The organism is Cellvibrio sp. GW822-FHT04B05 (assembly GCF_058800985.1).
This window is the reverse complement of sequence record NZ_JBXAMU010000001.1, coordinates 701,065-722,826: the sequence shown is the minus strand read 5'-3', so window position 1 is coordinate 722,826 and position 21,762 is coordinate 701,065. Positions and strand designations below refer to the sequence as shown.

At 45.9% G+C, this 21,762-nt stretch carries 21 protein-coding genes; 9 read left to right on the top strand and 12 right to left on the bottom strand.

Translation table 11 applies throughout. The features are described 5' to 3' along the window. Positions 1 to 20 precede the first annotated feature (20 nt). The gene (argF, locus tag AC1RJL_RS02925; RefSeq protein WP_492911254.1) at positions 21 to 938 is read left to right on the top strand and encodes an ornithine carbamoyltransferase; all 918 of its coding nucleotides are present in this window, start codon (positions 21 to 23) and stop codon (positions 936 to 938) included. 394 nt (positions 939 to 1,332) lie between these two features. Then, entirely contained in the window at positions 1,333 to 1,668 is a 336-nt protein-coding gene (locus AC1RJL_RS02920) for a hypothetical protein (protein ID WP_492911253.1), read from the top strand. A gap of 219 nt (positions 1,669 to 1,887) precedes the next feature. On the opposite strand, the gene AC1RJL_RS02915 is transcribed toward AC1RJL_RS02920, so the two are convergent. The 4 genes from AC1RJL_RS02915 to AC1RJL_RS02900 form a co-directional block, all read right to left on the bottom strand. Then, a complete protein-coding gene (locus AC1RJL_RS02915; protein ID WP_492911252.1) occupies positions 1,888 to 2,946 on the bottom strand; it encodes an SPM autocatalytic domain-containing protein in 1,059 nt (352 codons plus the stop codon). Between the two features lie 205 nt (positions 2,947 to 3,151). Continuing rightward, complete coding sequence (locus tag AC1RJL_RS02910; RefSeq protein ID WP_492911251.1) at positions 3,152 to 3,943, bottom strand: lytic transglycosylase domain-containing protein; 792 nt, start codon at positions 3,941 to 3,943, stop codon at positions 3,152 to 3,154. Positions 3,944 to 4,089: 146 nt separating this feature from the next. After that, entirely contained in the window at positions 4,090 to 4,500 is a 411-nt protein-coding gene (locus AC1RJL_RS02905) for an SMI1/KNR4 family protein (protein WP_492911250.1), read from the bottom strand. A gap of 129 nt (positions 4,501 to 4,629) precedes the next feature. Further along, positions 4,630 to 7,014 (bottom strand): DNA polymerase II, encoded by a 2,385-nt coding sequence (locus AC1RJL_RS02900; protein WP_492911249.1) that lies wholly within the window; start codon positions 7,012 to 7,014, stop codon positions 4,630 to 4,632. Positions 7,015 to 7,240: 226 nt separating this feature from the next. Here AC1RJL_RS02900 and AC1RJL_RS02895 point away from each other — a divergent pair, with 226 nt between their 5' ends. After that, positions 7,241 to 7,615, top strand: coding sequence for a hypothetical protein (locus AC1RJL_RS02895; RefSeq protein ID WP_492911248.1), 375 nt, complete (start codon positions 7,241 to 7,243; stop codon positions 7,613 to 7,615). 94 nt (positions 7,616 to 7,709) lie between these two features. Next, complete coding sequence (locus tag AC1RJL_RS02890; RefSeq protein WP_492911247.1) at positions 7,710 to 7,937, top strand: hypothetical protein; 228 nt, start codon at positions 7,710 to 7,712, stop codon at positions 7,935 to 7,937. 43 nt (positions 7,938 to 7,980) lie between these two features. Here the strand turns inward: AC1RJL_RS02890 and AC1RJL_RS02885 are convergent, their stop codons facing one another. Together AC1RJL_RS02885 and xth are read right to left on the bottom strand one after the other, a co-directional pair. Beyond that, positions 7,981 to 8,466, bottom strand: a complete 486-nt coding sequence (locus AC1RJL_RS02885; protein WP_492911246.1) for a hemerythrin domain-containing protein — start codon at positions 8,464 to 8,466, stop codon at positions 7,981 to 7,983. A 98-nt stretch (positions 8,467 to 8,564) separates the two neighbouring features. Beyond that, positions 8,565 to 9,338 (bottom strand): exodeoxyribonuclease III, encoded by a 774-nt coding sequence (gene xth, locus AC1RJL_RS02880; RefSeq protein WP_492911245.1) that lies wholly within the window; start codon positions 9,336 to 9,338, stop codon positions 8,565 to 8,567. Between the two features lie 275 nt (positions 9,339 to 9,613). Between xth and AC1RJL_RS02875 the strand changes: the two genes are divergently transcribed. Further along, complete coding sequence (locus AC1RJL_RS02875; RefSeq protein WP_492911244.1) at positions 9,614 to 10,048, top strand: PRC-barrel domain-containing protein; 435 nt, start codon at positions 9,614 to 9,616, stop codon at positions 10,046 to 10,048. A gap of 88 nt (positions 10,049 to 10,136) precedes the next feature. Here the strand turns inward: AC1RJL_RS02875 and AC1RJL_RS02870 are convergent, their stop codons facing one another. After that, complete coding sequence (locus tag AC1RJL_RS02870) at positions 10,137 to 12,248, bottom strand: alpha-glucuronidase family glycosyl hydrolase (protein WP_492911243.1); 2,112 nt, start codon at positions 12,246 to 12,248, stop codon at positions 10,137 to 10,139. Positions 12,249 to 12,545: 297 nt separating this feature from the next. Between AC1RJL_RS02870 and AC1RJL_RS02865 the strand changes: the two genes are divergently transcribed. Further along, the gene (locus tag AC1RJL_RS02865) at positions 12,546 to 13,682 is read left to right on the top strand and encodes an endo-1,4-beta-xylanase (protein WP_492911242.1); all 1,137 of its coding nucleotides are present in this window, start codon (positions 12,546 to 12,548) and stop codon (positions 13,680 to 13,682) included. Positions 13,683 to 13,727: 45 nt separating this feature from the next. Here AC1RJL_RS02865 and AC1RJL_RS02860 read toward each other — a convergent pair whose 3' ends face one another. Then, a complete protein-coding gene (locus AC1RJL_RS02860) occupies positions 13,728 to 14,810 on the bottom strand; it encodes an SGNH/GDSL hydrolase family protein (protein ID WP_492911241.1) in 1,083 nt (360 codons plus the stop codon). Positions 14,811 to 15,089: 279 nt separating this feature from the next. On the opposite strand from AC1RJL_RS02860, the gene AC1RJL_RS02855 reads away from it, so the two are divergent. Further along, positions 15,090 to 15,686, top strand: a complete 597-nt coding sequence (locus AC1RJL_RS02855; RefSeq protein WP_492911240.1) for a pentapeptide repeat-containing protein — start codon at positions 15,090 to 15,092, stop codon at positions 15,684 to 15,686. A gap of 13 nt (positions 15,687 to 15,699) precedes the next feature. Here the strand turns inward: AC1RJL_RS02855 and AC1RJL_RS02850 are convergent, their stop codons facing one another. From AC1RJL_RS02850 to AC1RJL_RS02840, 3 genes are all read right to left on the bottom strand, one after another. Continuing rightward, a complete protein-coding gene (locus AC1RJL_RS02850) occupies positions 15,700 to 17,046 on the bottom strand; it encodes a lytic murein transglycosylase (RefSeq protein WP_492911239.1) in 1,347 nt (448 codons plus the stop codon). Between the two features lie 75 nt (positions 17,047 to 17,121). Next, a complete protein-coding gene (locus tag AC1RJL_RS02845) occupies positions 17,122 to 18,432 on the bottom strand; it encodes a glycoside hydrolase family 2 TIM barrel-domain containing protein (protein WP_492911238.1) in 1,311 nt (436 codons plus the stop codon). 43 nt (positions 18,433 to 18,475) lie between these two features. After that, the gene (locus AC1RJL_RS02840) at positions 18,476 to 19,207 is read right to left on the bottom strand and encodes a glycerophosphodiester phosphodiesterase (protein WP_492911237.1); all 732 of its coding nucleotides are present in this window, start codon (positions 19,205 to 19,207) and stop codon (positions 18,476 to 18,478) included. A 97-nt stretch (positions 19,208 to 19,304) separates the two neighbouring features. Here AC1RJL_RS02840 and AC1RJL_RS02835 point away from each other — a divergent pair, with 97 nt between their 5' ends. Both AC1RJL_RS02835 and AC1RJL_RS02830 read left to right on the top strand, forming a co-directional pair. After that, the gene (locus AC1RJL_RS02835; protein ID WP_492911236.1) at positions 19,305 to 19,919 is read left to right on the top strand and encodes a mechanosensitive ion channel domain-containing protein; all 615 of its coding nucleotides are present in this window, start codon (positions 19,305 to 19,307) and stop codon (positions 19,917 to 19,919) included. Between the two features lie 17 nt (positions 19,920 to 19,936). After that, complete coding sequence (locus AC1RJL_RS02830; RefSeq protein ID WP_492911235.1) at positions 19,937 to 20,404, top strand: helix-turn-helix domain-containing protein; 468 nt, start codon at positions 19,937 to 19,939, stop codon at positions 20,402 to 20,404. Between the two features lie 13 nt (positions 20,405 to 20,417). On the opposite strand, the gene AC1RJL_RS02825 is transcribed toward AC1RJL_RS02830, so the two are convergent. After that, a complete protein-coding gene (locus tag AC1RJL_RS02825) occupies positions 20,418 to 21,608 on the bottom strand; it encodes an amino acid aminotransferase (protein ID WP_492911234.1) in 1,191 nt (396 codons plus the stop codon). Between the last annotated feature and the right edge of the window lie 154 nt (positions 21,609 to 21,762).

The following is a 21,762-nucleotide window of genomic DNA, read 5'->3' as shown; positions in this document are numbered from 1 at the left end:
TGCAATAAAGAGCAATGATTATGGTACCCCTAAAGGCACCGAGACATTTCCTGACCCTCGCTGATATTAATCGCGCCGAACTGCAACACATTATTGCGCGCGCCATCGAACTCAAAGCCCTGCTGCGCGAGGGCAAAGCTCCGGAAGTCTTCAACAATAAAGTGTTGGCGATGATTTTCGAGAAAAACTCAACCCGCACCCGTGTCTCCTTTGAGTCTGGCGTAGCGAAATTGGGTGGCCATGCGATTTTCCTATCCACCAAAGATTCCCAATTAGGTCGCGGTGAACCCATCGAAGACGCAGCGCGCTGCATTGCCAGCATGGTCGATATGGTCATGATCCGCACCTTTGGTCACGATACCGTGGAGCGTTTTGCCGAATACTCGCGCGTGCCGGTTATCAACGGCCTGACCGATGAATATCATCCTTGCCAACTACTGGCAGATATCCAGACTTACGTTGAGCGTCGCGGATCACTCGCAGGCAAGATTGTGGCCTGGGTGGGTGATGGCAACAATATGTGCAATACCTATATACAGGCTGCTGAGCTTTGCGATTTTGAGTTGCGCATCGCCACCCCCAAAGGTTTTGAACCGGAAGATGAGTTTGTTATCCCTTATCAACATCGTGTCAGCCTGAGCAATGATCCGCGCGCGGCTGTTGCAGGTGCCGACCTGGTCGTTACCGATACCTGGGCTTCAATGGGCCAGGAAGACGAAAAGAAACAGCGCGAAAAAATCTTTAGTGGTTATCAGGTTAATAAAGACTTGATGAGCCTCGCTAAAGCCGATGCCCTGTTTATGCACTGTCTGCCTGCGTATCGCGGCAAAGAAGTTTCGACCGAGATCCTTGATTCACCCGATGCGGTCGTCTGGGAAGAAGCTGAAAACCGTATGCACGCGCAAAATGCCTTAATGGAATTCCTGTTTAACCAGTAATCCAGCCTGTCAAACGCGCGTTACACGCGAAAAAATAAAACCCGCCAATCCTTCGCCGGATGGCGGGTTTTTTATAGGCACTAAAAAAGCACAAATAAGGACAACGTTGTCAAATGCTGCACCAATGCAAAACACATAAAAACACCAAAATATTACATTAGGTAACATATTATTGAAAAATTGACCCAAAATGATGCTTTTAATAACATTACCACATTTAAATATATTTTTTTATTCACTATATGAATAAAAATGATCAATTTTTATTTTCTAGTGAAAAAACAATCTGAAAATTCGTAACTTAAAGTAACAAAAAAGCAACTTGGCATGCCTATAATACGTCCGTGGGTGCAGTTAAATATTCTGGTTAATCTTACTTACTGAGGTCTTTGTCATGTCTAAATCATCTATTTCTAAACTGGTTGCCGTCGCTTCTTTAGTTGGAATGTCAACGTTGTCTGCCTATTCAAGCGCAGAAGCGTTTGCGTCGTACAAAGAAGTTCCTGGTGTTGTAACAGGTGTAAATCCTGAAGAAAGCACTATCACTATCACCACCAAAGAAGGGGTTAAAAAAACTTTCAACGTAATTAAAGGTGCAAAAGTAGCGACGACTAAAGGTCGCGTAATGACATTGGGCGCTTTGGAAAAAGGCGATACAGTGGTATTGAAAAACCGCGTTTCTGCCCCTGCCGGTGATATCAAAGGGAATGTTTTGTCAGCCAACCAATAAATACCTGGCTGATATTGCGTAAACACCTTTCACGTAACATCGTGCTACTTAATTTTGCTGGCAATACCAGCCCAGGCTGGATAGTCGCGCAAACCGACGTAGAGGCAATGACATGGTAGCCTGACTACCAGGAACAATAAGCCTGACTGTTTATGTTGCTTTGACCACTGCAATGAGCCCCGGATGGGGCTTATTGTTTTCAAGTACTAAAGCCGTGCGTTACACCGTTAAATTGATCTCTTGCACTATCCCGGTCTTGCCATCCTCCATTAAATAAACCCCGGAATTAACAACCTCGCCAAGCAAATTGTTCTGCTCATCTTTTAGCTGGAAAGGTGATGACACATGGCCGAGAAATATCGCCCCGATGTTTTTATCGCCCAATGCCATTAATTGCGTACTGCCATCTTCGTTCGTCATCCATATGCGCAATTGGTGATAGATGCTATCGCCCTCGTCGATAAAATTATTGCCGTCTTCATCATAAGCGGCGAGTTCTGCAAAACCGCGTCCGCTAGCGGGGCCAAACAGTTCGCTGCCGTTATTAATCGTGCCGTCGCCATTCCTATCCAATGCCAGATAACCGCTGCCTGGACGCAAAGTCGCAATTTGTTCAGTAGTGCCGTCGCTATCCAGATCGAATTCAAAACGGGTTTGACTGAGCGATGCGCCCAATCCATCAAAGTTAATTACCAACGGATCGATTTTCTTACTGCCACCCCCTATTTGAAAATTAGATTCCTGCACAAACTCGCGGCTCATATTCATCGCCACCGAAAAATCGATCTCCCGACCATCAGCGGTACGCACCACACCAACCGCCTGAAATTTCATTGACTCCTGTTCCTGATAACGCTCATTGCGCTGGTAAACCAGTCCGGGGCCAGTGTTAAAACCGGTAATTACTTGTGCCGGTACGGAAATATCAACGCTGAGCTGCCGGGTTTTATTATCCGACACTGAATCCGCAGGAATAGACACATTCAACTCTCTGCCGGTGATTGCCCGATACATTGCCTCGATAATCATCATGTTCAGGCGCGCGCGGGAGTCCATTTGAGTATTCAGAGCGAATGTTTGCGTCTGGTGATGCATTGCCAGCAATGATCCGGCACGCGAGAAATCAACTTCCACTCCTTTTGTCTTGAGTGAGCCTGTGTTTTCGGATTGCGTAACAGAGGACCGATCCGACCAAAATTCTACACTCTCAGTAACACTGTGCTCTTCGCGATAATCCCACTGTGCTGCCATGCCAATTTGGGCGTTTGAAATAATCATAATGCCGTCCACTTTCTAATAAAAATTGAGTGAAACCCAAGTCATAAAGACTGGGGGCTAACCTCTATAGCGGCAAAAGCGTTGTTTTTTTGAGCTGATTTGGCGCGAAAATTTAGAATTAATGGCTATTAGCCAAGCGGCCAAACATTAATACAGAGGAGTTGGAACGAATAAATCACGGCAAGAAAGCACGAGAAGCCGGGTATTAATTGCTAGCCAGGGTTAGCTGATTTTTGTAGCGCTGGTGAAGGATATTGACGCGGAAGACGTAGGTTTTGGTTTCTTCGTAGGGCGGTACGCCGCTGTACTTTTCCACTGCGCCCGGCCCGGCGTTGTAGGCTGCGGTCGCCAATGTGATATCGCCATTAAAACGGCTTAGCAGTCGAGACAAATATTTTACCCCGCCATCGATATTCTGTTCCGCATTGCTGGTATCGCTTACGCCCATATCTTTGGCCGTACCGGGCATTAATTGCATTAAGCCCATAGCGCCTTTACGCGAGCGGGCGAGCGGATTGAAATTGGACTCCGCATGAATTACCGCGCGCACCAGCGAAGGATCAACGCCGTATTTTTTTGCTGCCTGGGTAATGGAATAGGTAAATTGCGTCATGTACAACTTGGTACCACGCCAATCCACGCGCGATAAGGGGTTACAGGCGAAGCAGGAGTTGTACACGATAACTTCATAAGCGGATTTTTTAGGCTGGCGGTCAGAATAGGCTACCGACCCATCTTTATGGTACTTGAAGAACTTGAAAGGTTGGGCGGGCTGCTTATTAGCGGCGGCATCCAACCTCGCCTGCTCTTTACGCGCTTTTTCATCTGCCGCCGTCTTTTCAGCAATGCGCCGGACATGCGCTTCGAAATCCTCAATACTGGATTCTTGTTGCGACGCAGTCGTTACTGCCCCTGCTTGTTCCCCGGTTTCCGCCAATAGCCCCGCACTGGTAAGAACCAGTAGCGGAAATGCCAATGACCAAAGGAGTTTACGCACAGAGAACACTCTTTCCTGACTGCCATACAACTAACTATCGACACAAAATATCGACCGGGAGATTTAGTGTAGCCCAGCTTGCCAAAAAGCTATGTCACCAAAATCTATTTTCGTGAATTGATGCCAATTATCCTGAGCGATTCGACTCAGGATTCCAGCCACACATCCCTCACCCAATGCCAAACCGAGGGCCAGGTCTCATCAGTCAGGTCGCCATCGCGCCAAAATACCACTTCACCTTCCGGCTCGACACAATAGTAGTTGCCATTCACTTCACATAACGGCATCAAGTAACGCGGCACACCTTGCGACCAGGCAATAGCAGTAACTTCCGGCAAATAGGTATGGGAATGGGGATCAGCCGCAGTAACCGGCTCGAGGCCGCCGTATACAACATCGCTGCCTTCCAATAGAAAGGTGCGCATATCGCGGGGGATAGGCAGGAGAATTTCCTCTTCTATCTCGACCAGCCTGTCTTCATCGGGCAATTCCAAAGGTACTGGCACAGATTCATTGTGCTCGCGCAGCAAATCCAGAACTTCATCGATATCGGCCATGGCTCTACCTGTTCATTATTAGGGACAGGGACTATAGCCTGAACTACCCACTAACGACAACACGCATACATGCAATCATTATTTTCCAGCCAGCTCCCTCGCTGGCGTTTATAAGCCTACACAAATCCTTTAATGAAACAGCGACAATTGTTGGTCAACTAATTGATTCAGGGATTCATTCAGAAAATGTAAAATGCTATCAGCAACGGGAGTTAATTGCTTATCAATATAATGCTGGTAATCAAACGGACTCTGGCGCAAATCCATATTGATTTCATCTGAACCAACCGGCTCAGGTCCATTAGTGGTAATAACATAACTAATCCAATCACCACGGCGTAAATTTTTCCCGGTAAGCTGCACATATTTACGCGAAGCCTGCACATGGGGAGGGACATTTTTCTGGTACTCATGCAAATGGCGACGCAAGCGTTTGCGATAAATTAACTCCATGTCGCGCTCGCCAGCTAACACTTGATCGTTAGTTGTGCGAACAAAATCCAGGTAGTCTTCACCATCAAATATTTTCCGATATAGCAACATTTGAAATTCTTTAGCCAATTGCGTCCAATCGGTACGCACGTTCTCAAGGCCTTTAAATACCATTTCGCGCTGACCATTGTTATCGATCAAACCGGCATAACGTTTCTTGGTACCCAATTCCGATCCGCGAATTGTCGGCATTAAAAAGCGCAGGTAATTTGTCTCGTACTGGATTTCCAAAGCACTTTTCACCTTGAATTCATCCTGTAAGGTTTTTTGCCACCAGCTATTCAACTCTTTTGCTAAACGTGTGCCGATGTTATTGCACTGGTCTGCAGCCTTGGGAGTTTTACCCACGCAATTATTTTCCAACCACACAAATAGCGAATCGGTATCACCATAAATAACCGCATATCCCTGCTGCTCAATCCAATCGCGGCTGCGCTGGATAATTTCATGCCCACGCAACGTAATCGAGCTACTGACACGCGGGTCAAAAAAACGGCATCCAGTAGAACCCAGCACCCCATAAAATGAATTCATAATAATTTTAATAGCGTGAGAGAGCGGCGCGTTTTTATGTTGCTTCGCACGGTCACGTGCAGCAGAGAACTGCTCAATCAAAGTGGGCAAAATGTGCTCTTCCCGTGAAAAATAAGCATCATTAAAACCGGCAACGGTTTGGCTTTCATCAAGTTGGAGGTGCCGGGCAATCCAAAATGCGCAGGGATCAATCAAGAAGGTTCGCATGATGCTCGGGTACAGACTTTTAAAATCGAGCACCAGCACGTTATCGTAAATACCCGGCTGCGAGTTCATCACATAACCGCCGGGACTGATAATATCAGATTCAAATTCACCAAGGTTTGGCGCTATGTATCCGCGTCGGTGTAAGCGGGGCAAATATAAATACTCAAACGCAGCGACCGAGCCGCCAATGCGATCTAACAGTAAACCAGTCAATTGGCTGCGCTCCATCGCAAACGCTAATAACTCTTGCCGGATAAAAATTTTCCATACCAATTCGCAGTCACGCAGATTGTATTCAGCTAGTGCTAATTTATCTTCCTTAAACAAGCGCGTAATATCTTCACCGCGATCTTTACTGGTAAGTAATTTACTTTCGCCCAGTAATTCCCGGGACACATTCTGGAGCGAGTAACTTTGAAACTGGTGATTGGCAGCCTTGAGCAATTCGATCCCATCAAGTGCAACACGCCCGGGGATAACGACAAAACTGCGCCCACCCTCGTTATCTTCATGGCGCCAATGAACCGATTGCTCGCCTCGCCCCAGTTGAAGCTCAATTCCCAGCCGCTGGCAAATATTTTCCAACACCAGCAAATCGAATTGCACCAAATTCCATCCAATTAAAACATCCGGATCAGCTTGCCGTAAAAATTGAAAAAATTGCTGTAGACAGGATGTTTCATTTGCGCAAAAAATAACGACATCGGTATCGCTACCCTCGCCCACCATAAACACTTTATTACCTGCTTCGCACCAGACACCAATCGAATAAAGTTGTTTAGCATCCATCGTTGTTTCAATGTCGAGCGAAAGCATGCGTAATCGCGGGCGCCATAGGGATTGTTCATCGGGGAGCGGGGTTATACGTGGATTAACAACCGGTTGCTGCGCTTGATCGATCAAATCAAGCTGCGCACCCGCGGTAACAAAACGCTCCATCAAATAGCGCTCAGGCGGACGAATGTCACCTTCCCAAAACTGGATATCGTTTTGTTTGAAAATATCTTGCGCGTCGCGCGCGCTGCGATGGCTTTTAAAATAGAGTGCGTTTACCGGCTTATTAAGAAAAGTTTTTAATTCAACCTCGGCCATACGCCATTGACGCAACCTTTGAATGAGCGGCTGAATCATTAGTGCCTGCTCACGCAATACAAAAAAAACAACTTCCTGGCCGGTTACCTGCGTCCAACAACTACCCTGCTCTGTCGCCCACCACAAATCCAGCGCAATGCCATCTCGAGTGTCGCGCCATTGGCGAGTGAGTAAAAAAGCATTAATCATGGTAAAAAACTAAGGATTACTGGTTGGGCAAACAGTATAACGGGTTTTGCAGAGCGTGTGATTAGAGAACATAAGGCATCTAAGTTAGATATCACACCGAAAATCACTTTCCTGCCCTATAGGATTAACACTCTATGCGGAAACCCGGATTCAAATTTACAGTATTTGTAAAAGTGTTAGATCCACATTAGCACTTTTCTCCTTATCATCCGCGGAGGAAATTATCATGAGCATCCAGGAATCATACAGAAATACATTATTACTTCCATTGAGAGTATTTACTGCAAAATCACCCGTGTCAGAATATTATCCATGGAAAATGCCCTGCACACTGGCTGATACAGAAAAAGAAGAAAATTTGGAAGAAGTGACTGCAGATATCCCAAGTGTTATTGGCCCGGACGAACCATTCGACCCGGATTCCACACCGGAAATAGATCCTGCACCACCGCAACCGGAATTACCTACTCCCCCGGCCCATCCGAACATCCCACCGCGGACCAATATACCCTCACAAACCAATATTCCACCCCAACCCAAGGCTCCAAACGATCCAACCAAACCTACACAGCTTCCACCGCATATATCACCGATACATTAAATCCTGACGACAAGGCATGTCACCACAAAACAAGGAAAGAACGGAAAGGCAACAATGAAAAATTAAAAGTTGAGATAAAGTAGTTGGAGATGAGATGAAGAAACAATACCGCTTTTTAATAAGTTATCTTTGCAATAACCAACCCAATACTATTGAAATATCTTGTGACAAAGATTCACTTGCACGCGAAGAAGCTGAAAAATATATACAACTAGCCAACACTACCAAAGCGGGAGCAATTTCCGATATTCAGGTTATTGGCCTGCATCGCCCCAACAATCCACAGGTACACCCGGGCCATTATCAACAACCCGAAGGGTAAGTGCTTTAGTGCAAAAAATGGCCTTTTAAAGGCCATTTTGAATTTATTTCAACTGCGCAAGCAACTCTTCCTTCCGCTGTACGAGCTCCTCACCGAGAGCAATAAGATCCAGTTTTGAATCTTTCACTTTAGGAAAAATTTCATTCTGTTCTTCTTTCACGTGATGTTTAACGTATTCTGAAAGCACCTTAACCTTTGCATCATACATTTCGCCATCCGGCTCAACATCTTCGATCTGGGAGATAAGATCTTTCAAAGTCGCGTGCTCCACCACTGCTTCCGGAATCAACTCTTTATCCTTCAATGCCTGTTTTACTTTAGGATAAAAAATTTCTTCTTCAATTTGGGCGTGGACAGTGAGCTCCTGGCAAATTTGCGCAACCAGGGCTTTTTTCTTGGTGACTGACCGAGCGGACTCATACTGCTCGAATAGAGAGCTGACGAGTTTATGATCTGCCCTTAAAAGCGCGGTTGCCTCTTGTGATTTAGGCTTGGTACTTGGCGGGACCTTACGTTGTGGCTGGGTCATATTAAGCTCCGAAACGGTTGGGTTAAAAATATTAGAATGATTAACTAACCTCATGACCATAGGCGCAACGCAGGCTATCCTCGGTGCGGCTGCGAACATTATTGTTTTAACGTTAACCATACTGGCGCGTGATCGCTGGATTTTTCCCAACCACGGACATACTTATCAACACCGCTATCCAGCAACCTTTTTTTAACGCGGCTATTAATTAAGAAGTGGTCGATGCGCAAACCTGCATTACGCGCATACGCATTGCGAAAATAATCCCAAAAGGTATAAATGATTTCTTCCCGGTGTTGCGCCCTGATAACGTCGGTCCATCCCTGATCCATCAGTTTTTCAAAAGCCAGCCTAACTTCAGGACGAAAAAGCGCGTCGTCAATCCAGCGCTCAGGTTTATAAACATCTTTATCAGTGGGAATAACGTTGTAGTCCCCCACTAACACTACGGGAGCTTTAATATCAATGAGTGTCTGCGCATGAATAATAAGTCGCTCTATCCATGCCAATTTATAATCAAATTTCGGCCCGGGAACGGGGTTCCCGTTAGGAATATATAGGCATCCAATAACGATTCCATTAACAGCAGCTTCAAGATAGCGACTATGCAGATCATCATTATCACCCGGCAGGCTACGTCTTATTTCTAACGGTTTTCCCACTTTGGAGAGTATTGCAACACCATTCCAACTTTTCTGCCCACTCCATATCGCAGAATATCCTAAATCCAAAATAGCACTTTCAGGAAATTTATCTTGTGGTGCTTTTAGCTCTTGCAGGCAAACAATATCGGGGGATGCTTCTTGAAGCCAGCGAGACAGTACAGCTAATCTCGCATTAATTCCGTTAACGTTATAAGTAGCAATTTTCATCAATTGACTATCTTCCTACTCAAGAATGTCCAATTAAGAAGGGGGAGACATAAATATAGTTACATTCGAAAACTGTTACAGGTATTTTGAAAATTGCTTCACCTTATTCAACCTATTGGCGGATAGTTCATTATTTAAAACTTTTTTAAATAATGCCTGGGTGTCGGTTGCCGAACAGATTAAAAAAAGTAATAAGGTAAGATCACCTTGTTAACTCGGATAAAGTTCCAATGAGCTGACTTATTTTTAGCTAATTAATAAAAGAGGGTATTTTTATGAACTATGAAACTCGTGATACTTATGGAATGTATAAAACCAACTTAACTCGCAGTGATGATGGCAATGGCCCAGGCCCACGCTTAATGGGAGCAGACACACTGATTGGTAATGACGTGTACAACCGCGCAGATGAAGATCTCGGTGACATTAAAGAAATTATGCTGGATGTAGCCAGTGGTAAAATCAGCTATGCCGTATTGTCATTTGGGTCATTCCTGGGCTTGGGCGAGAAATTATTTGCTGTGCCTTGGAGTGCATTGAAGCTGGATACTATCAATAAACGTTTTATTTTGGATATTGATAAACAACGTTTGGAGAATGCACCCGGTTTCGACAAGGATGATTGGCCAGATATGGCCGATGAAACTTGGGCAAAAAATGTGCACACCTATTACGGTAGCCAATATAAGGATTTAACAATCAATAATTGATTGTTATTTTCGCAAAAAAAATCCTTCGCTTTGCGAAGGATTTTTTTTGCAGATAAATAAGCGAAATAACATAGGTAATGCAAAAGGACTATTTTAAAACACGGCTTGAACTGGCAGGATGCCAGGGCTCAGGCACATAGCGGGTACGTGCCAGCGTTTGGTAATATGTCAAACCATGCTGTGGCTGCTCGTAGTTTGCAGGAATAGGCTTGCCGGAAAAAGTCTGGAAATAAAGCACACAGGAATCACGCCAAATAACCGCATCGCGCTCCTGCACTTGCAAGAGTGCTTTTACTTGCTGAAAGCGCTCTGTATCAATATAGCGTTCCAATTTATCCCATTCGCTTTGCATAGTGCGAACCTCATCTACACCCTCATAATATTTATGTACCAGTTCGTTCCAGAGCGTTCGGCCAGATTTCATTTTGTGATCCCAGCTCACGTGGTGAAACCAAAGCATTAACTCTTCAGGCACCGAATTTAAATCGCCGTATAGCTGTGCGAGCGGAGCTGGATACTGCACAACCGCATTTGATCCTGATTTGGTACGGTCAAACCCGATGCCATCTTTTGCAGCACGGTGATAATAAATCGCCGTCCAGTCAGGGCGCTCTACATTAGCCGTCCAAGGGGCGGGACCGTAATGATCACCTTGCGAGTACAAATGAGTAAGTCCCAACGGTGAGCGATAATTCACACCAGTTTCACGCGAAGCAAGCATGATTTTTTTCACTGGTTCGATAAATTTTTTATCGTTGGAGAAGGTCATACGCAGCCACTCTTCCGCAGCAACTTCAGCAGAAATATTGTGATCCCACGCCATTCGCCCAAACGCATACCAGCTTGACTGCACGAAGGGATGCCCGGTCCAATTGCGGTCAGTGCCAGGGTTTATCACCGCAGCCATGCCGGTTCGCCTGGTGTTAAACGTTTTCCCTTCCAGGATATTACCAATCGTCGAGCCTTCACCTTTTGCAAAAGTGTCGGTGCGCAATGATTCTTCAAACAGTGGTCCCTGGTAAGCAAGATGGGTAGCAAAACCAAAATATTCCTGTGTAACCTGAAACTCCATCATCATGTTGGTTTTTTCCATTGCGGAAAATAATGCGGAATAAGGTTCGCGCGGTTGAAAATCGATAGGACCATTTTTTACTTGCAAGATAACGTTTTCTGCAAATTTTCCATCAAGTGGTTTAAATTCATCATAAGAACCACGAAAACGATCACCAATATCCGGGTGATATACAAATGCACGCCAGAACACCACACCACCGTAAGGCTTTAATGCAGCAGCCAACATGTTTGCACCATCGGCATGATTGCGGTTGTAATCCTGCGGCCCTGGTTGACCCTCAGAGTTAGCTTTTACTAAATAGCCGCCAAAATCGGGAATATATTCATAGACTTTTTTAGTGCGCTCTTCCCACCATTTTTGTACGCGCGGATCTAACGGATCAGCCGTATCCAAATCGCCAAATGCACGTGGCGAATTGTAATTAATTGATAAATACATTTTTATGCCATAGGGGCGAAATACATCGGCCAATGCAGCAATTTTCTCCAGGAACTGATCGCTTAAAATACGCGGGTCAGCATTCACATTATTAATCACCGTGCCGTTAATACCGAGCGATGCATTGATGCGCGCATAATCTTCATAGCGCCGGGATTTATGATCCGGCAAGGTGCCCCAATCCCACAGCGACAGCCCCGCATAACCGCGCTCAACAAGGCGATTTAAATTATCCCAATGATTAACCACGCGATGCTGCAATTTTGGCGCGCTGGTGATTGAAATTTTATTTAGCGGTTGTTGTGTTTGGATCAAGCGTAAAAAATGGAAACTACCGTAGAGCACACCGACATCAGAATTTGCCGCAATAACAATAACATCGCGTTTATTAATCTGCGTTTTCTCAATGAGATAGCCCTCACTACCCAAGGGTGCAAGCCGCTCGGTAAGATTGGATGCAGCGATTAGCGGGGAATTGGCTGGAGTACCTATCACCAATGCATATTTGGATAATGTCCCTTGGGTGATGGCAATGGGTTTATCTAACAAACCGCTTAACCCCCGCTGCAACTCTGCAACCGCGACCGCCAGACCGGGCGAACTTCCCTCCACAACCAGTTGGGTGAGCTGCTGTTGGTAGGCTTTGCGCAATTGCTGATCTGTTACCGGTGTATAGCGTAGCCACATGTCATAACCATCTTCAGCGCGAACAGACGCTATCGCAATACTGAAAAAAAATGTTAATAAAATGAATAGCTTGCAAAAAAATGGCCTGTGCACTTTCAATTCCCCATGGATTATTATTAATCAGCTGCTATCTTATAGTCATTGCAAATATATCACTCGTATACAAGAATACACATTCAATAAATGTAAAGGATGGCCTCACAACACAATCTATCTGGTGTAGCACCACTATCCCGTTTTATGGCCAGGTCAAAAATGATAAGAATCCTGAAACTCATCAATTAGCGAGAAGCATCCATGAATATTTCACGTAGACAATTATTAGTGCTCACCGGCGCGACCACAACTATTGCTGCTGCAGCGAAATTACAGGCAGCAGAAAAAGCCAGTGCAGCGACAGGTTTGAAAGATGCCTATAAAGATGATTTTCTAATCGGCGCTGCATTGAGCGCAACGATTATTAAACAGCAAGATCCAAAATTGATCGTATTAATCAATAAAGATTTTAATTCCATCACTCCGGAAAATTGTATGAAATGGGGTGAGATGCGCAACGAAGATGGCAGCTGGAAATGGCAAGATGCCGATGCTTTTGTCGATTTTGGCAGTAAACATAATTTACATATGGTCGGCCATACGCTGGGCTGGCACAGTCAAATCCCTGAAAGTGTATTTAAAAACAAAGCTGGAAATTATATTTCCAAAACTGAACTTGAGAAAAAGCAAAAAGAACATATCACCACTATCGTAGATCGCTACAAGGGCAAGCTTGCCGCTTGGGATGTAGTCAATGAGGCCGTTGGCGATGACAATAAAATGCGCGATAGCCATTGGTACAATATCATGGGCGATGACTTTTTGGTCAATGCATTCAATCTCGCCCATGAGGTAGACCCGAAAGCACACCTCATGTACAACGATTACAACAACGAACGTCCGGAGAAACGCCAGGCAACCATTGATATGATCAAGCGCTTGCAAAAACGCGGGACACCAATCCATGGTTTGGGTATGCAGGCGCATATCGGTCTGGAAACCAACATGCAGGACTTTGAGGACAGTATTCTTGCCTATTCGGCTTTGGGATTGAAAGTTCATCTCACCGAATTGGATATTGATGTACTTCCATCGGTGTGGAATTTGCCGGTTGCAGAAATTTCTACCCGCTTTGAATACAAACCGGAACGCGATCCTTACATCAAAGGATTGCCAAAAGAGATTGATGAAAAGCTCGCGAAAGCTTACGAATCACTGTTTAAAATTTTGCTTAAACACCGCGACAAAATCGACCGTGTTACTTTCTGGGGCGTAAGCGATGATGCCAGTTGGCTCAACGATTTTCCCATCAATGGCAGGACTAATTATCCATTATTGTTTGACCGCAAACACGAACCCAAGGCCGCTTATTTCCGCTTGCTGGATTTGAAGCGCTAGTGATAAACCGGGCGAGCATTGCTCGCCCGTTGTTTTTCCTACACGCTACCAGTTCATTTTCTGTTTGATAAACGCCGTTAATTTTTCTGCATTGGCTTTGTGTTGCGCAACTCTTGGGTGACCGCCAAAGCCGGTGAAGTCAAAGAAAATTGTATCCAGTTTTTGATCTTTGTTTGCCTTTTTCATACGCTCAACTGCCGTGGTGATATATCCTGGCCATTTTGGTGTAGCCGTCGCATCCATGCTACCCAAAGCACAAATAATCTGCGCGTTCGGGTATTTAGCACGAATGCTACGCACAAAATCAATATAGGCTTGCACTCGCTGTGCATCAGTCGGGATAGGCTGCAAACGTTTTTCCCTATCAACCAACCAGGCATCATTCTGAAATAGGTTAATGACGACCAGATCGGGGGTCCATTGGGCAAAATCCCACGTTGAATCGTTATTGCCCACGGCACTTAACTGATCATAAAATTGCGGCATAATAAAGGGGAACCAACTGATCATGATACCGATACCGCTTTGTGAAATTGTGTGCAACTCCGCATTGAGATTGCGCGCCGTAATTGCGCCGTAAGCCCAGTAATTATTTTTTTCGCTGAGCAAATGATCGACCCCATTATCCGCAGCTTCATTGCCCATGCCGGTACTGATGGAATCGCCGTAAATTTCCATCCGGCGTGTTGGCCGCGCCGGTGGCGGCAATAGTTTTGCATCGGCATCCAGCACCAATCCCTTAAAAGCGGTCGCACCCTCCTCACCTTCCGTGCGTTTGTAAATTTCCAAACTGTGATTACCGGGTTTTAATGCAGTGGAAATGATATAGGTCTGCTCGCCCTGTTTGGCTTCCAGTACATAAGGATGCCGGGTCTCACCGTCCACAATAATATTGAAATAATTTTTTCCGAACTGATCGTCCAGGGTGATTGCCAATAAGCTACCGGTAAAGTTGGCTTTGATGCTCGACCCCGCCCAGGAAAGGGATGGTGCTTTTTTATCAGCAAAATCGATCCTGCCGGTATAAAGAAACTGTTTATTATCAGCGTTGATAGTTTGTACCGGCTCAGCCATTACAAGGCATGAGAAGCACAAAGCACCAATCAAAAGACTGTGAATTATTTTCATACAATATATCTCGCATCAGGAATTATGTTATACAAAAATCAAGGTACCGCTACCGTGTTAATTAGTTTTGCTATAGCTGGTCATATTAATCAGCTACCACCACAAATACCATTGGCGACATACAAAGAAGCGTAAACCCTGCCGGTTAAGCTGTGAATTGCTCACAGATATTGGGATAAAACAAGACTGTTTTTACTCCAGCGTAAATGCCAATATTCGTTTATCGGATGATTCACCAACCATTCCAACCAAAGCCTTTAGCTTAAGTGCAGAACCAATATGAATATTGATGATTACAGTGAATACTTTTCAACAACATTCAATTGCCTGGATGTCACAGGAGAATCATTTACTGAAGTAGTTTTTGAAAACTGCACTTTTCAGCAATGTAACTTTTCTGGTGTGAGATTCTACAAATGCAAATTTGTAGACTGTGTATTTACCGCGTCTAATCTGAGCAATATTAAAGTTGATTACAGCAAATTCTTTGATACCAGTTTTAAAGAGAGCAAGCTAGTCGGTGTAGACTGGACTAAAGCGGATTGGCCGCGCTTTAACTTCACTGCACCAATCAGCTTTAGTGAGTGCATTATTAATGATTCATCTTTTTTTAACCTTAGCTTAAGCGAACTCATCCTTGAGCATTGCAAAGCACATGATGTGGATTTTAGAAACGGCAATTTCAGCAAGGCTAAATTTATTTATACCGATTTCAGCAACAGCCTGTTTATGAAAACCAATCTGCAAGAAGCCGATTTCAGCGAAGCCGAAAATTATGATATCGATATCTTTAACAATGAGATCAAAGCGGCCAGGTTCAGCCGCTTGGAGGCAATAAGATTACTAAACTGTCTGGATATAGATTTGGTAGACTGACAACATCAGGCAATCAATGTTTCACCGAATCGATATCCACCCCCAGTAGTCCAATCACTTTTTTACTGGGAAACCCATCGGCAATCATGCCTTGTTGGTGCTGGAACTCACTGATAGCGCGACGAGTTCCCGGGCCGAGAATTCCATCGGGGGCGCCTACATCAAAACCTCTTTTGTTTAATTGCTCCTGCAAAATTACCACTTGATGGCGATGCAAGCGCGGTGCATCTTCCGGTGGCGGCTGTACCAACTTTTCTTTACCTGCAATGCGATCAGCAAGATGTCCAACAGCGAGTGCATAAAATTCGGAACGATTCCAACGCATGATTACATTAAAGTTGTCGTACACGAGAAACACTGGCCCCTGGTAACCGGAAGGGACTAATAGGGAGGCCTTTATATCAGCTGCGGGCAAAGGAGTTTTATCCGCTTGAGTCACACCCAATTTGCTCCATTCAGAAATCGTTTTACTATTTTTTAAACCGGCTTCAAGGAACGGAAAATTATTGGGTAATTTTACTTCACGTCCCCAGCGCTCGCTGGAATTCCAACCAAGGCTCTGTAAAAATTTGGCCGCCGATGCCATAGCATCCGCCGTACTGTTCCATAGGTCACGCTTGTTATCGCCATCGTAATCCACCGCATTCCTTAGAAAGGCAGATGGCATAAATTGTACATGCCCCATTGCACCCGCCCATGAACCGATCATTTTGTTAGGTTCAATTGCACCTTCATCAAGAATACGCAGTGCTGATATCAATTCACCGGTAAAATAAGCGCTACGTCGCGGATCACAGGCCAGGGTTGAAAGCGAATCTACCACCGGGATATTGCCAAAATAACTTCCGAAATTGGTTTCAAGTCCCCAAAACGCTAATAGATAAGGAGCAGGTACACCATATTGCTGCGACACACGATCAAGCAAAACCTGATGTTTTACCAGCAACGCCTGACCTTGTTCGATACGTTTATCGGTCACGCGACGATTAAAATAATCAGCAAACGTGGTGGTGAATTCAGGCTGCTGGCGATCCAATTCCAGCACGCGCGTATTGAGTTTGGCTTTAGCGAGACTATTGTTAATTGTTTTGTTCGATATTCCTGCCTGCTGTGCTTTTTCTTCGAATGACGTGATACAGGTTGAAAAGTCCGTAGCGGTAATCATGGGTGCTACTTTAACTGGTTGTGCGGCATTTGCAGTGGAGGTTTGAACAGCAGATACTTTTGTTTGGCTGGCATTGGTTTGAATAACATTGGTTTGAGCAGCATTGGCCTCAAGGTATGAAGACTCGGGCGCTTGTGCGCAGGATAGTAAACTCAGGCAACAAACAAACGGGAAAAAATTCTTTATAGCTTTCATAACAACTCCGTAAATACAACAGCCGGATTTTACGCAATAACGACCATCGCTGTATAACTTTTAGTGAAACAGTACCTAACGAACATAAAAAGGAATGTTAGCCACTGCAGCCCGATGATAATTATTGGTGACATAGCCAAATAAACGGTAAGGGCCTTTTTTAGCTGGCGCAGTAAATTCCAACGCACCCTTGCCATTATCTTTTACAAATAAACCCGTAATAGCTTGTGGACGGGATTCCCGATCACCGCCCGCTTTGATATCAGTGCTCTCAGGTAATATTTCCCAACGGATATGAAAATCTTCTTGCGTAGGATGGAATGCATCAAGACGCGCGGTGTAATTTTTCCCCGAATGCAAATAAATATTGTCCGTCGCTTTTTTGCCGTCGATTACAAAGCTGCGAATGGAGGGCGCGCGATGCTCAGGCCATTTGCCCGTCCATAAATATTGCATGCTATCGATAACTTCAGTTGCATCACCCGATTCCAGAAACAAACCATACCAGGTCGGTGTAGTTTCCTGCTTTTGTCCCCAGAAAAATGCGTAGGAACCCAATGCTTTATCGGGCGCACCGAGAACACCAGCTTCATAGCGCTCGCGATAGGATTTGGCTTTTTCAGTGCTGGTTTGTTCGATGGGTACATCCCACGCGGTTTTGGCAATTTGCCAATGTCCGGTTGGTCCCCATTCGGTCACTACGTAAGCACCCTTCCAACCAATGGAATTTAATGTCTGCGGCAAAGTTTCAAGTCCGCCATAAATATTAACGCTCAGATAATCGATGCTGGGAACACGCTCCATAATCAAGCGCGCTTTTTCTGCATCAATTCCCGCAGTCACTGTGGTAACCACATGATTAGGATCAAGTTGTTGAATAGTGTGGGCGATATCTTCAACCGCATACCAGACATTGGTGTTGGTGTAGAACAAATCCACTTCGTTACCAATTCCCCAAGCCAATAGTGCGGGATGATCTTTATATTTTTTTACTTCATTGATCACAAATTCTTTTTGCGCCGCCACCGCCGCTTTATCGTTGTAATCAAATCCATGACGCTCGTGACCTATATTCAAGCCGAGCATTACCGTTAAACCTAATTCGTGCGCGCGATCCAATATTTTATCTGCGCCATCGGTGCTCCAGGTGCGAATTGAATTGCCGCCGCTCGCTGCAAGCAGTTCCGGATTAGAGGAGCCACCGGCGCCGAGGATAAAATAGGGTTTTCCCGCGCGATAAAGTTGGAATTTTCCGTCTTTGTTTTCCAGTGTGACGCTGATAGCGTTTGTTTTAGCTGCTGCAACTGGCACTGATGTTGTTGCGGGATTATTACATCCTGCAAGCAGCAGCGATATCCACACAGCGGCAATAATTTTTATTTGCATTCTCGTGTTCCCTTTGCTGGTAAAAATAAATCTTTATCGGGATTTATTGTTGGCGCGCGGCGAAGTCGCGATTAAATGCGAGCAATTGGTCTGGTTTGTCGGTGAATACGGCATCCACGCCCAAGGCTTCCATATAAGCCCAATCATCTTCGTGATTAACGGTATAGACCCAATTTTTCAGCCCGCGTTCTTTTGCATCTTTAATTAATTCCGGTGTCAGGAAGCTTAAATGCGTATTAAATGAGTAAGCGGCGAGCGGTTCACAGCAACGGGCGTAGTCGAGTGGAATCCCTTCAATCAGCACACCGCGCTTTATCTGCGGTAGTTGCTGCATGCATTGGAACAATTGTTGATGATCAAAACTGGAAACTGTGTATTGCTCGTAATTACCGTGATGATTGTTCACATAATCTTGCAACACTCGCGTGAGTACCGGCACTGAATTAGCCCCTTTGATTTCGATATTGAGCAATGCCCTGTCGCCCACCAATTCCAAAACTTGCTGCAACGTTGGAATTGGTTCACCATTTTCCAAGCGTTGTTTGTGCAGATAGCTCAGCGGTTGTTCAGTGATTATTCCATGTCCGGACACCACGCGCCCCAAGCGGCGATCATGGGTGACCAACAGTTCACCTTCTATTTGAAATATATCAATTTCGACCGCATATACGCCCAATGCGAGCGCGCGCTCAATTGCAGCCAGGCTATTTTCCGGCAATGGTGTATTGGCTGTTTGTGGTCCACCGCGATGGGCAATACATAACAAAGGAGTCATAAAGCGCTCGATCAGGAATTCAGTCGGTATAATGCCGCCCTTGAGCGGTTGTCGGAGTATGGCAGCCGTGTTTTGAATCAGCAATGCAGGTGTCAACGTGGATATACCCAGTATCGAACAGATTGTAAGCCACAGTGTGTTTTCAAAATTATTGATTGTGCTTGGTTGTATCGTGGCCTTTTATCTCGCCGCCAAGTTGTTGGATAAGGTTATTCACGACATCAGCCTACGCCGCGCGCTCGGCGATTTGCGCGTACTCTACATGACGCGCCTGATGAATATCGCGATGGTATTTTGCTGTATCGTTGTGATGTGTTTATTTTTAGGGCTTGGTTACAGCGAGATTTCGGTCTTCCTATCGTCGATCTTTGCCGTAGTCGGTATCGCCTTATTTGCCCAGTGGTCGATTTTGAGCAACGTGACCGCCAGCATGATTATTTTCTTCGGCTTCCCTTACAAAGTGAATGACCACATCAAAATCCTCGACAAAGACGACGATATGAGCGGGATCATCGTCGAAATCACCATGTTTCATGTGATTCTGAAACGCCCGGATGGCAACCTGATTAACTACCCCAATACCCTGATCCTGCAAAAGGCGGTACTCAAGCTGGAGAGTGTTCCGGAAGCTATCGCCGAGAATGCGGAAGAGCCCGGCACCCTGCCGCTTGAGCAAATGCGTATGCAGGATCGACCGGATATCCGGAAATAGCATCAGATCGATGCACAATGGCAGTAATTGTTATAAGTGTGTTCATTAATTGCGGGCTTGGCAGCCTCACCGTTAAATTGGAACAACTCACTAGCGCTCTCCTATCGCTGACTGATCAACCGCTGGAAATCGCCATGAATACCGGCGAATTGCTGGAGGTAAATTGTGAAAACACAAACTGTCGCTTATTGAATGAAATGCAGGAGACAGTCACCGGATTGCATGAAGCGGTCATTAGCGCGCGCCGTATGAACGAATACGAGCAACTACGTAATCTGGAAGTGCAGGAAATTTCTCCCCAACAAATTAAAGCTTTGCGCTTGCGCGAACACCTGAGCCAAACAGTGATGGCGGCAGTACTCAACGTGAGCACGTCCGCACTACAAAAGTGGGAGTCGGGCGATAACAAACCCAATGGCTCATCTCTGCGGCTACTGAATATCATCGAGAAAAAAGGCCTGGAGGCAATCCTCCAGGCTTTTTGAGTTGTGGAGTTTCTTACAACACCGACACTATCGCCTTGGCGACGTAATCCATTTTTTCTTTAGTCAAACCCGCCACGCTGATGCGGCTGGTATCGGTCATATAGATGCTGTAGTCGCTTTTCAATTTGTGCACTTGCTCCACGTTCAAACCCAAAAACGAAAACATACCGCGCTCCCGGGCGATAAAACCAAAATCGCGCCGTTGTTGTAATTGGTTGAGGGATTGCACCAACTGCACACGCAAACCGGCGATGCGCTCGCGCATGGAGGTCAATTCATCGCTCCAGATTGTGGTCAGCTCATCGCTGTGCAGAATAATGTCGATCAACGCTGCACCGTGCGCCGGCGGCATTGAGTAAAGCGCGCGGGTCACACTTAATAACTGGCTGTTGCCCGCATCGGCTTGGGCTTGATCGGCAAACACCAGGCTCAAGCTGCCGGCGCGCTCGCGGTACAAACCAAAGTTTTTGGAGAATGAAGTCGCGATCACTACTTCCGGCAAACGCGCGGCCATCAGACGCAGGCCGTAAGTATCCTCCTCCAAACCTTCACCGAACCCCTGGTAAGCCATATCGATAAACGGAATCACACCGCGCGCTTCCAATACATCAGCAACTTGATCCCATTGCGCGCGCGACAAATCCGCACCGCTCGGGTTGTGACAGCAGGCGTGCAGCAAAATCAAATCACCGCGCGGAATTTCATTGATAGTCGCGAGCATGGCTGCAAAATCAATGTTGTGGGTTTTGTAATCGTAGTAAGGATATTCGCGCAGGCTCAAACCGGCACTGCCCAATAGAGGAACGTGGTTCGCCCAGGTCGGGATGCTCACCCACAGGTTCGCGCCGGGTTTTGCGCGCTGGATCAACTCCGCCGCTACACGCAACGCGCCGCAGCCGCCGGGAGTCTGGATAGTACGCACACGTTTGGCCGCTACTGCGGGGTGATCTGCGCCGCACACCAGTTTGGTCACTGCGTCATTTGCGCCGGGGTATCCCGCTGGCGGGGTGTAAGCCTTACTGGTCTCGCGGGCAATGCGCAATTTCTCGGCCTCGGCCACTGCCTTCATAATAGGCGTCACTCCCGCATCGTTCTTATACACACCCACTCCCAGGTCCACCTTGTTGGGATTAGTGTCGTTGGCATAGGCGATACTTAGCCCCAAAATGGGATCGGCAGGTAACAGAGGGAGGGATTCAAACATGGCAAACTCCGGACGCATTCAAAAAGCATTAATGGACAGACAATGACTACAGGCAGATAAAACCGGGCGCGATTATACGCCGGGTTTTGCCAGGAGCGTAGCGCACGCCAAATGCAGCAGGATATGTTAATTTGCGCGACCTTCAAAAAAGGAA

Bases quoted from the DNA above. Each gene is read 5' to 3' on its own strand.
- argF (WP_492911254.1), top strand. From the start codon at position 21: ATGGTACCCCTAAAGGCACCGAGACATTTCCTGACCCTCGCTGATATT.
- AC1RJL_RS02920 (WP_492911253.1), top strand. From the start codon at position 1,333: ATGTCTAAATCATCTATTTCTAAACTGGTTGCCGTCGCTTCTTTAGTT.
- AC1RJL_RS02915 (WP_492911252.1), bottom strand. From the start codon at position 2,946: ATGATTATTTCAAACGCCCAAATTGGCATGGCAGCACAGTGGGATTAT.
- AC1RJL_RS02905 (WP_492911250.1), bottom strand. From the start codon at position 4,500: ATGGCCGATATCGATGAAGTTCTGGATTTGCTGCGCGAGCACAATGAA.
- AC1RJL_RS02900 (WP_492911249.1), bottom strand. From the start codon at position 7,014: ATGATTAATGCTTTTTTACTCACTCGCCAATGGCGCGACACTCGAGAT.
- AC1RJL_RS02895 (WP_492911248.1), top strand. From the start codon at position 7,241: ATGAGCATCCAGGAATCATACAGAAATACATTATTACTTCCATTGAGA.
- AC1RJL_RS02890 (WP_492911247.1), top strand. From the start codon at position 7,710: ATGAAGAAACAATACCGCTTTTTAATAAGTTATCTTTGCAATAACCAA.
- AC1RJL_RS02885 (WP_492911246.1), bottom strand. From the start codon at position 8,466: ATGACCCAGCCACAACGTAAGGTCCCGCCAAGTACCAAGCCTAAATCA.
- xth (WP_492911245.1), bottom strand. From the start codon at position 9,338: ATGAAAATTGCTACTTATAACGTTAACGGAATTAATGCGAGATTAGCT.
- AC1RJL_RS02875 (WP_492911244.1), top strand. From the start codon at position 9,614: ATGAACTATGAAACTCGTGATACTTATGGAATGTATAAAACCAACTTA.
- AC1RJL_RS02870 (WP_492911243.1), bottom strand. From the start codon at position 12,248: ATGTGGCTACGCTATACACCGGTAACAGATCAGCAATTGCGCAAAGCC.
- AC1RJL_RS02865 (WP_492911242.1), top strand. From the start codon at position 12,546: ATGAATATTTCACGTAGACAATTATTAGTGCTCACCGGCGCGACCACA.
- AC1RJL_RS02860 (WP_492911241.1), bottom strand. From the start codon at position 14,810: ATGAAAATAATTCACAGTCTTTTGATTGGTGCTTTGTGCTTCTCATGC.
- AC1RJL_RS02855 (WP_492911240.1), top strand. From the start codon at position 15,090: ATGAATATTGATGATTACAGTGAATACTTTTCAACAACATTCAATTGC.
- AC1RJL_RS02850 (WP_492911239.1), bottom strand. From the start codon at position 17,046: ATGAAAGCTATAAAGAATTTTTTCCCGTTTGTTTGTTGCCTGAGTTTA.
- AC1RJL_RS02845 (WP_492911238.1), bottom strand. From the start codon at position 18,432: ATGCAAATAAAAATTATTGCCGCTGTGTGGATATCGCTGCTGCTTGCA.
- AC1RJL_RS02840 (WP_492911237.1), bottom strand. From the start codon at position 19,207: ATGACTCCTTTGTTATGTATTGCCCATCGCGGTGGACCACAAACAGCC.
- AC1RJL_RS02830 (WP_492911235.1), top strand. From the start codon at position 19,937: ATGGCAGTAATTGTTATAAGTGTGTTCATTAATTGCGGGCTTGGCAGC.
- AC1RJL_RS02825 (WP_492911234.1), bottom strand. From the start codon at position 21,608: ATGTTTGAATCCCTCCCTCTGTTACCTGCCGATCCCATTTTGGGGCTA.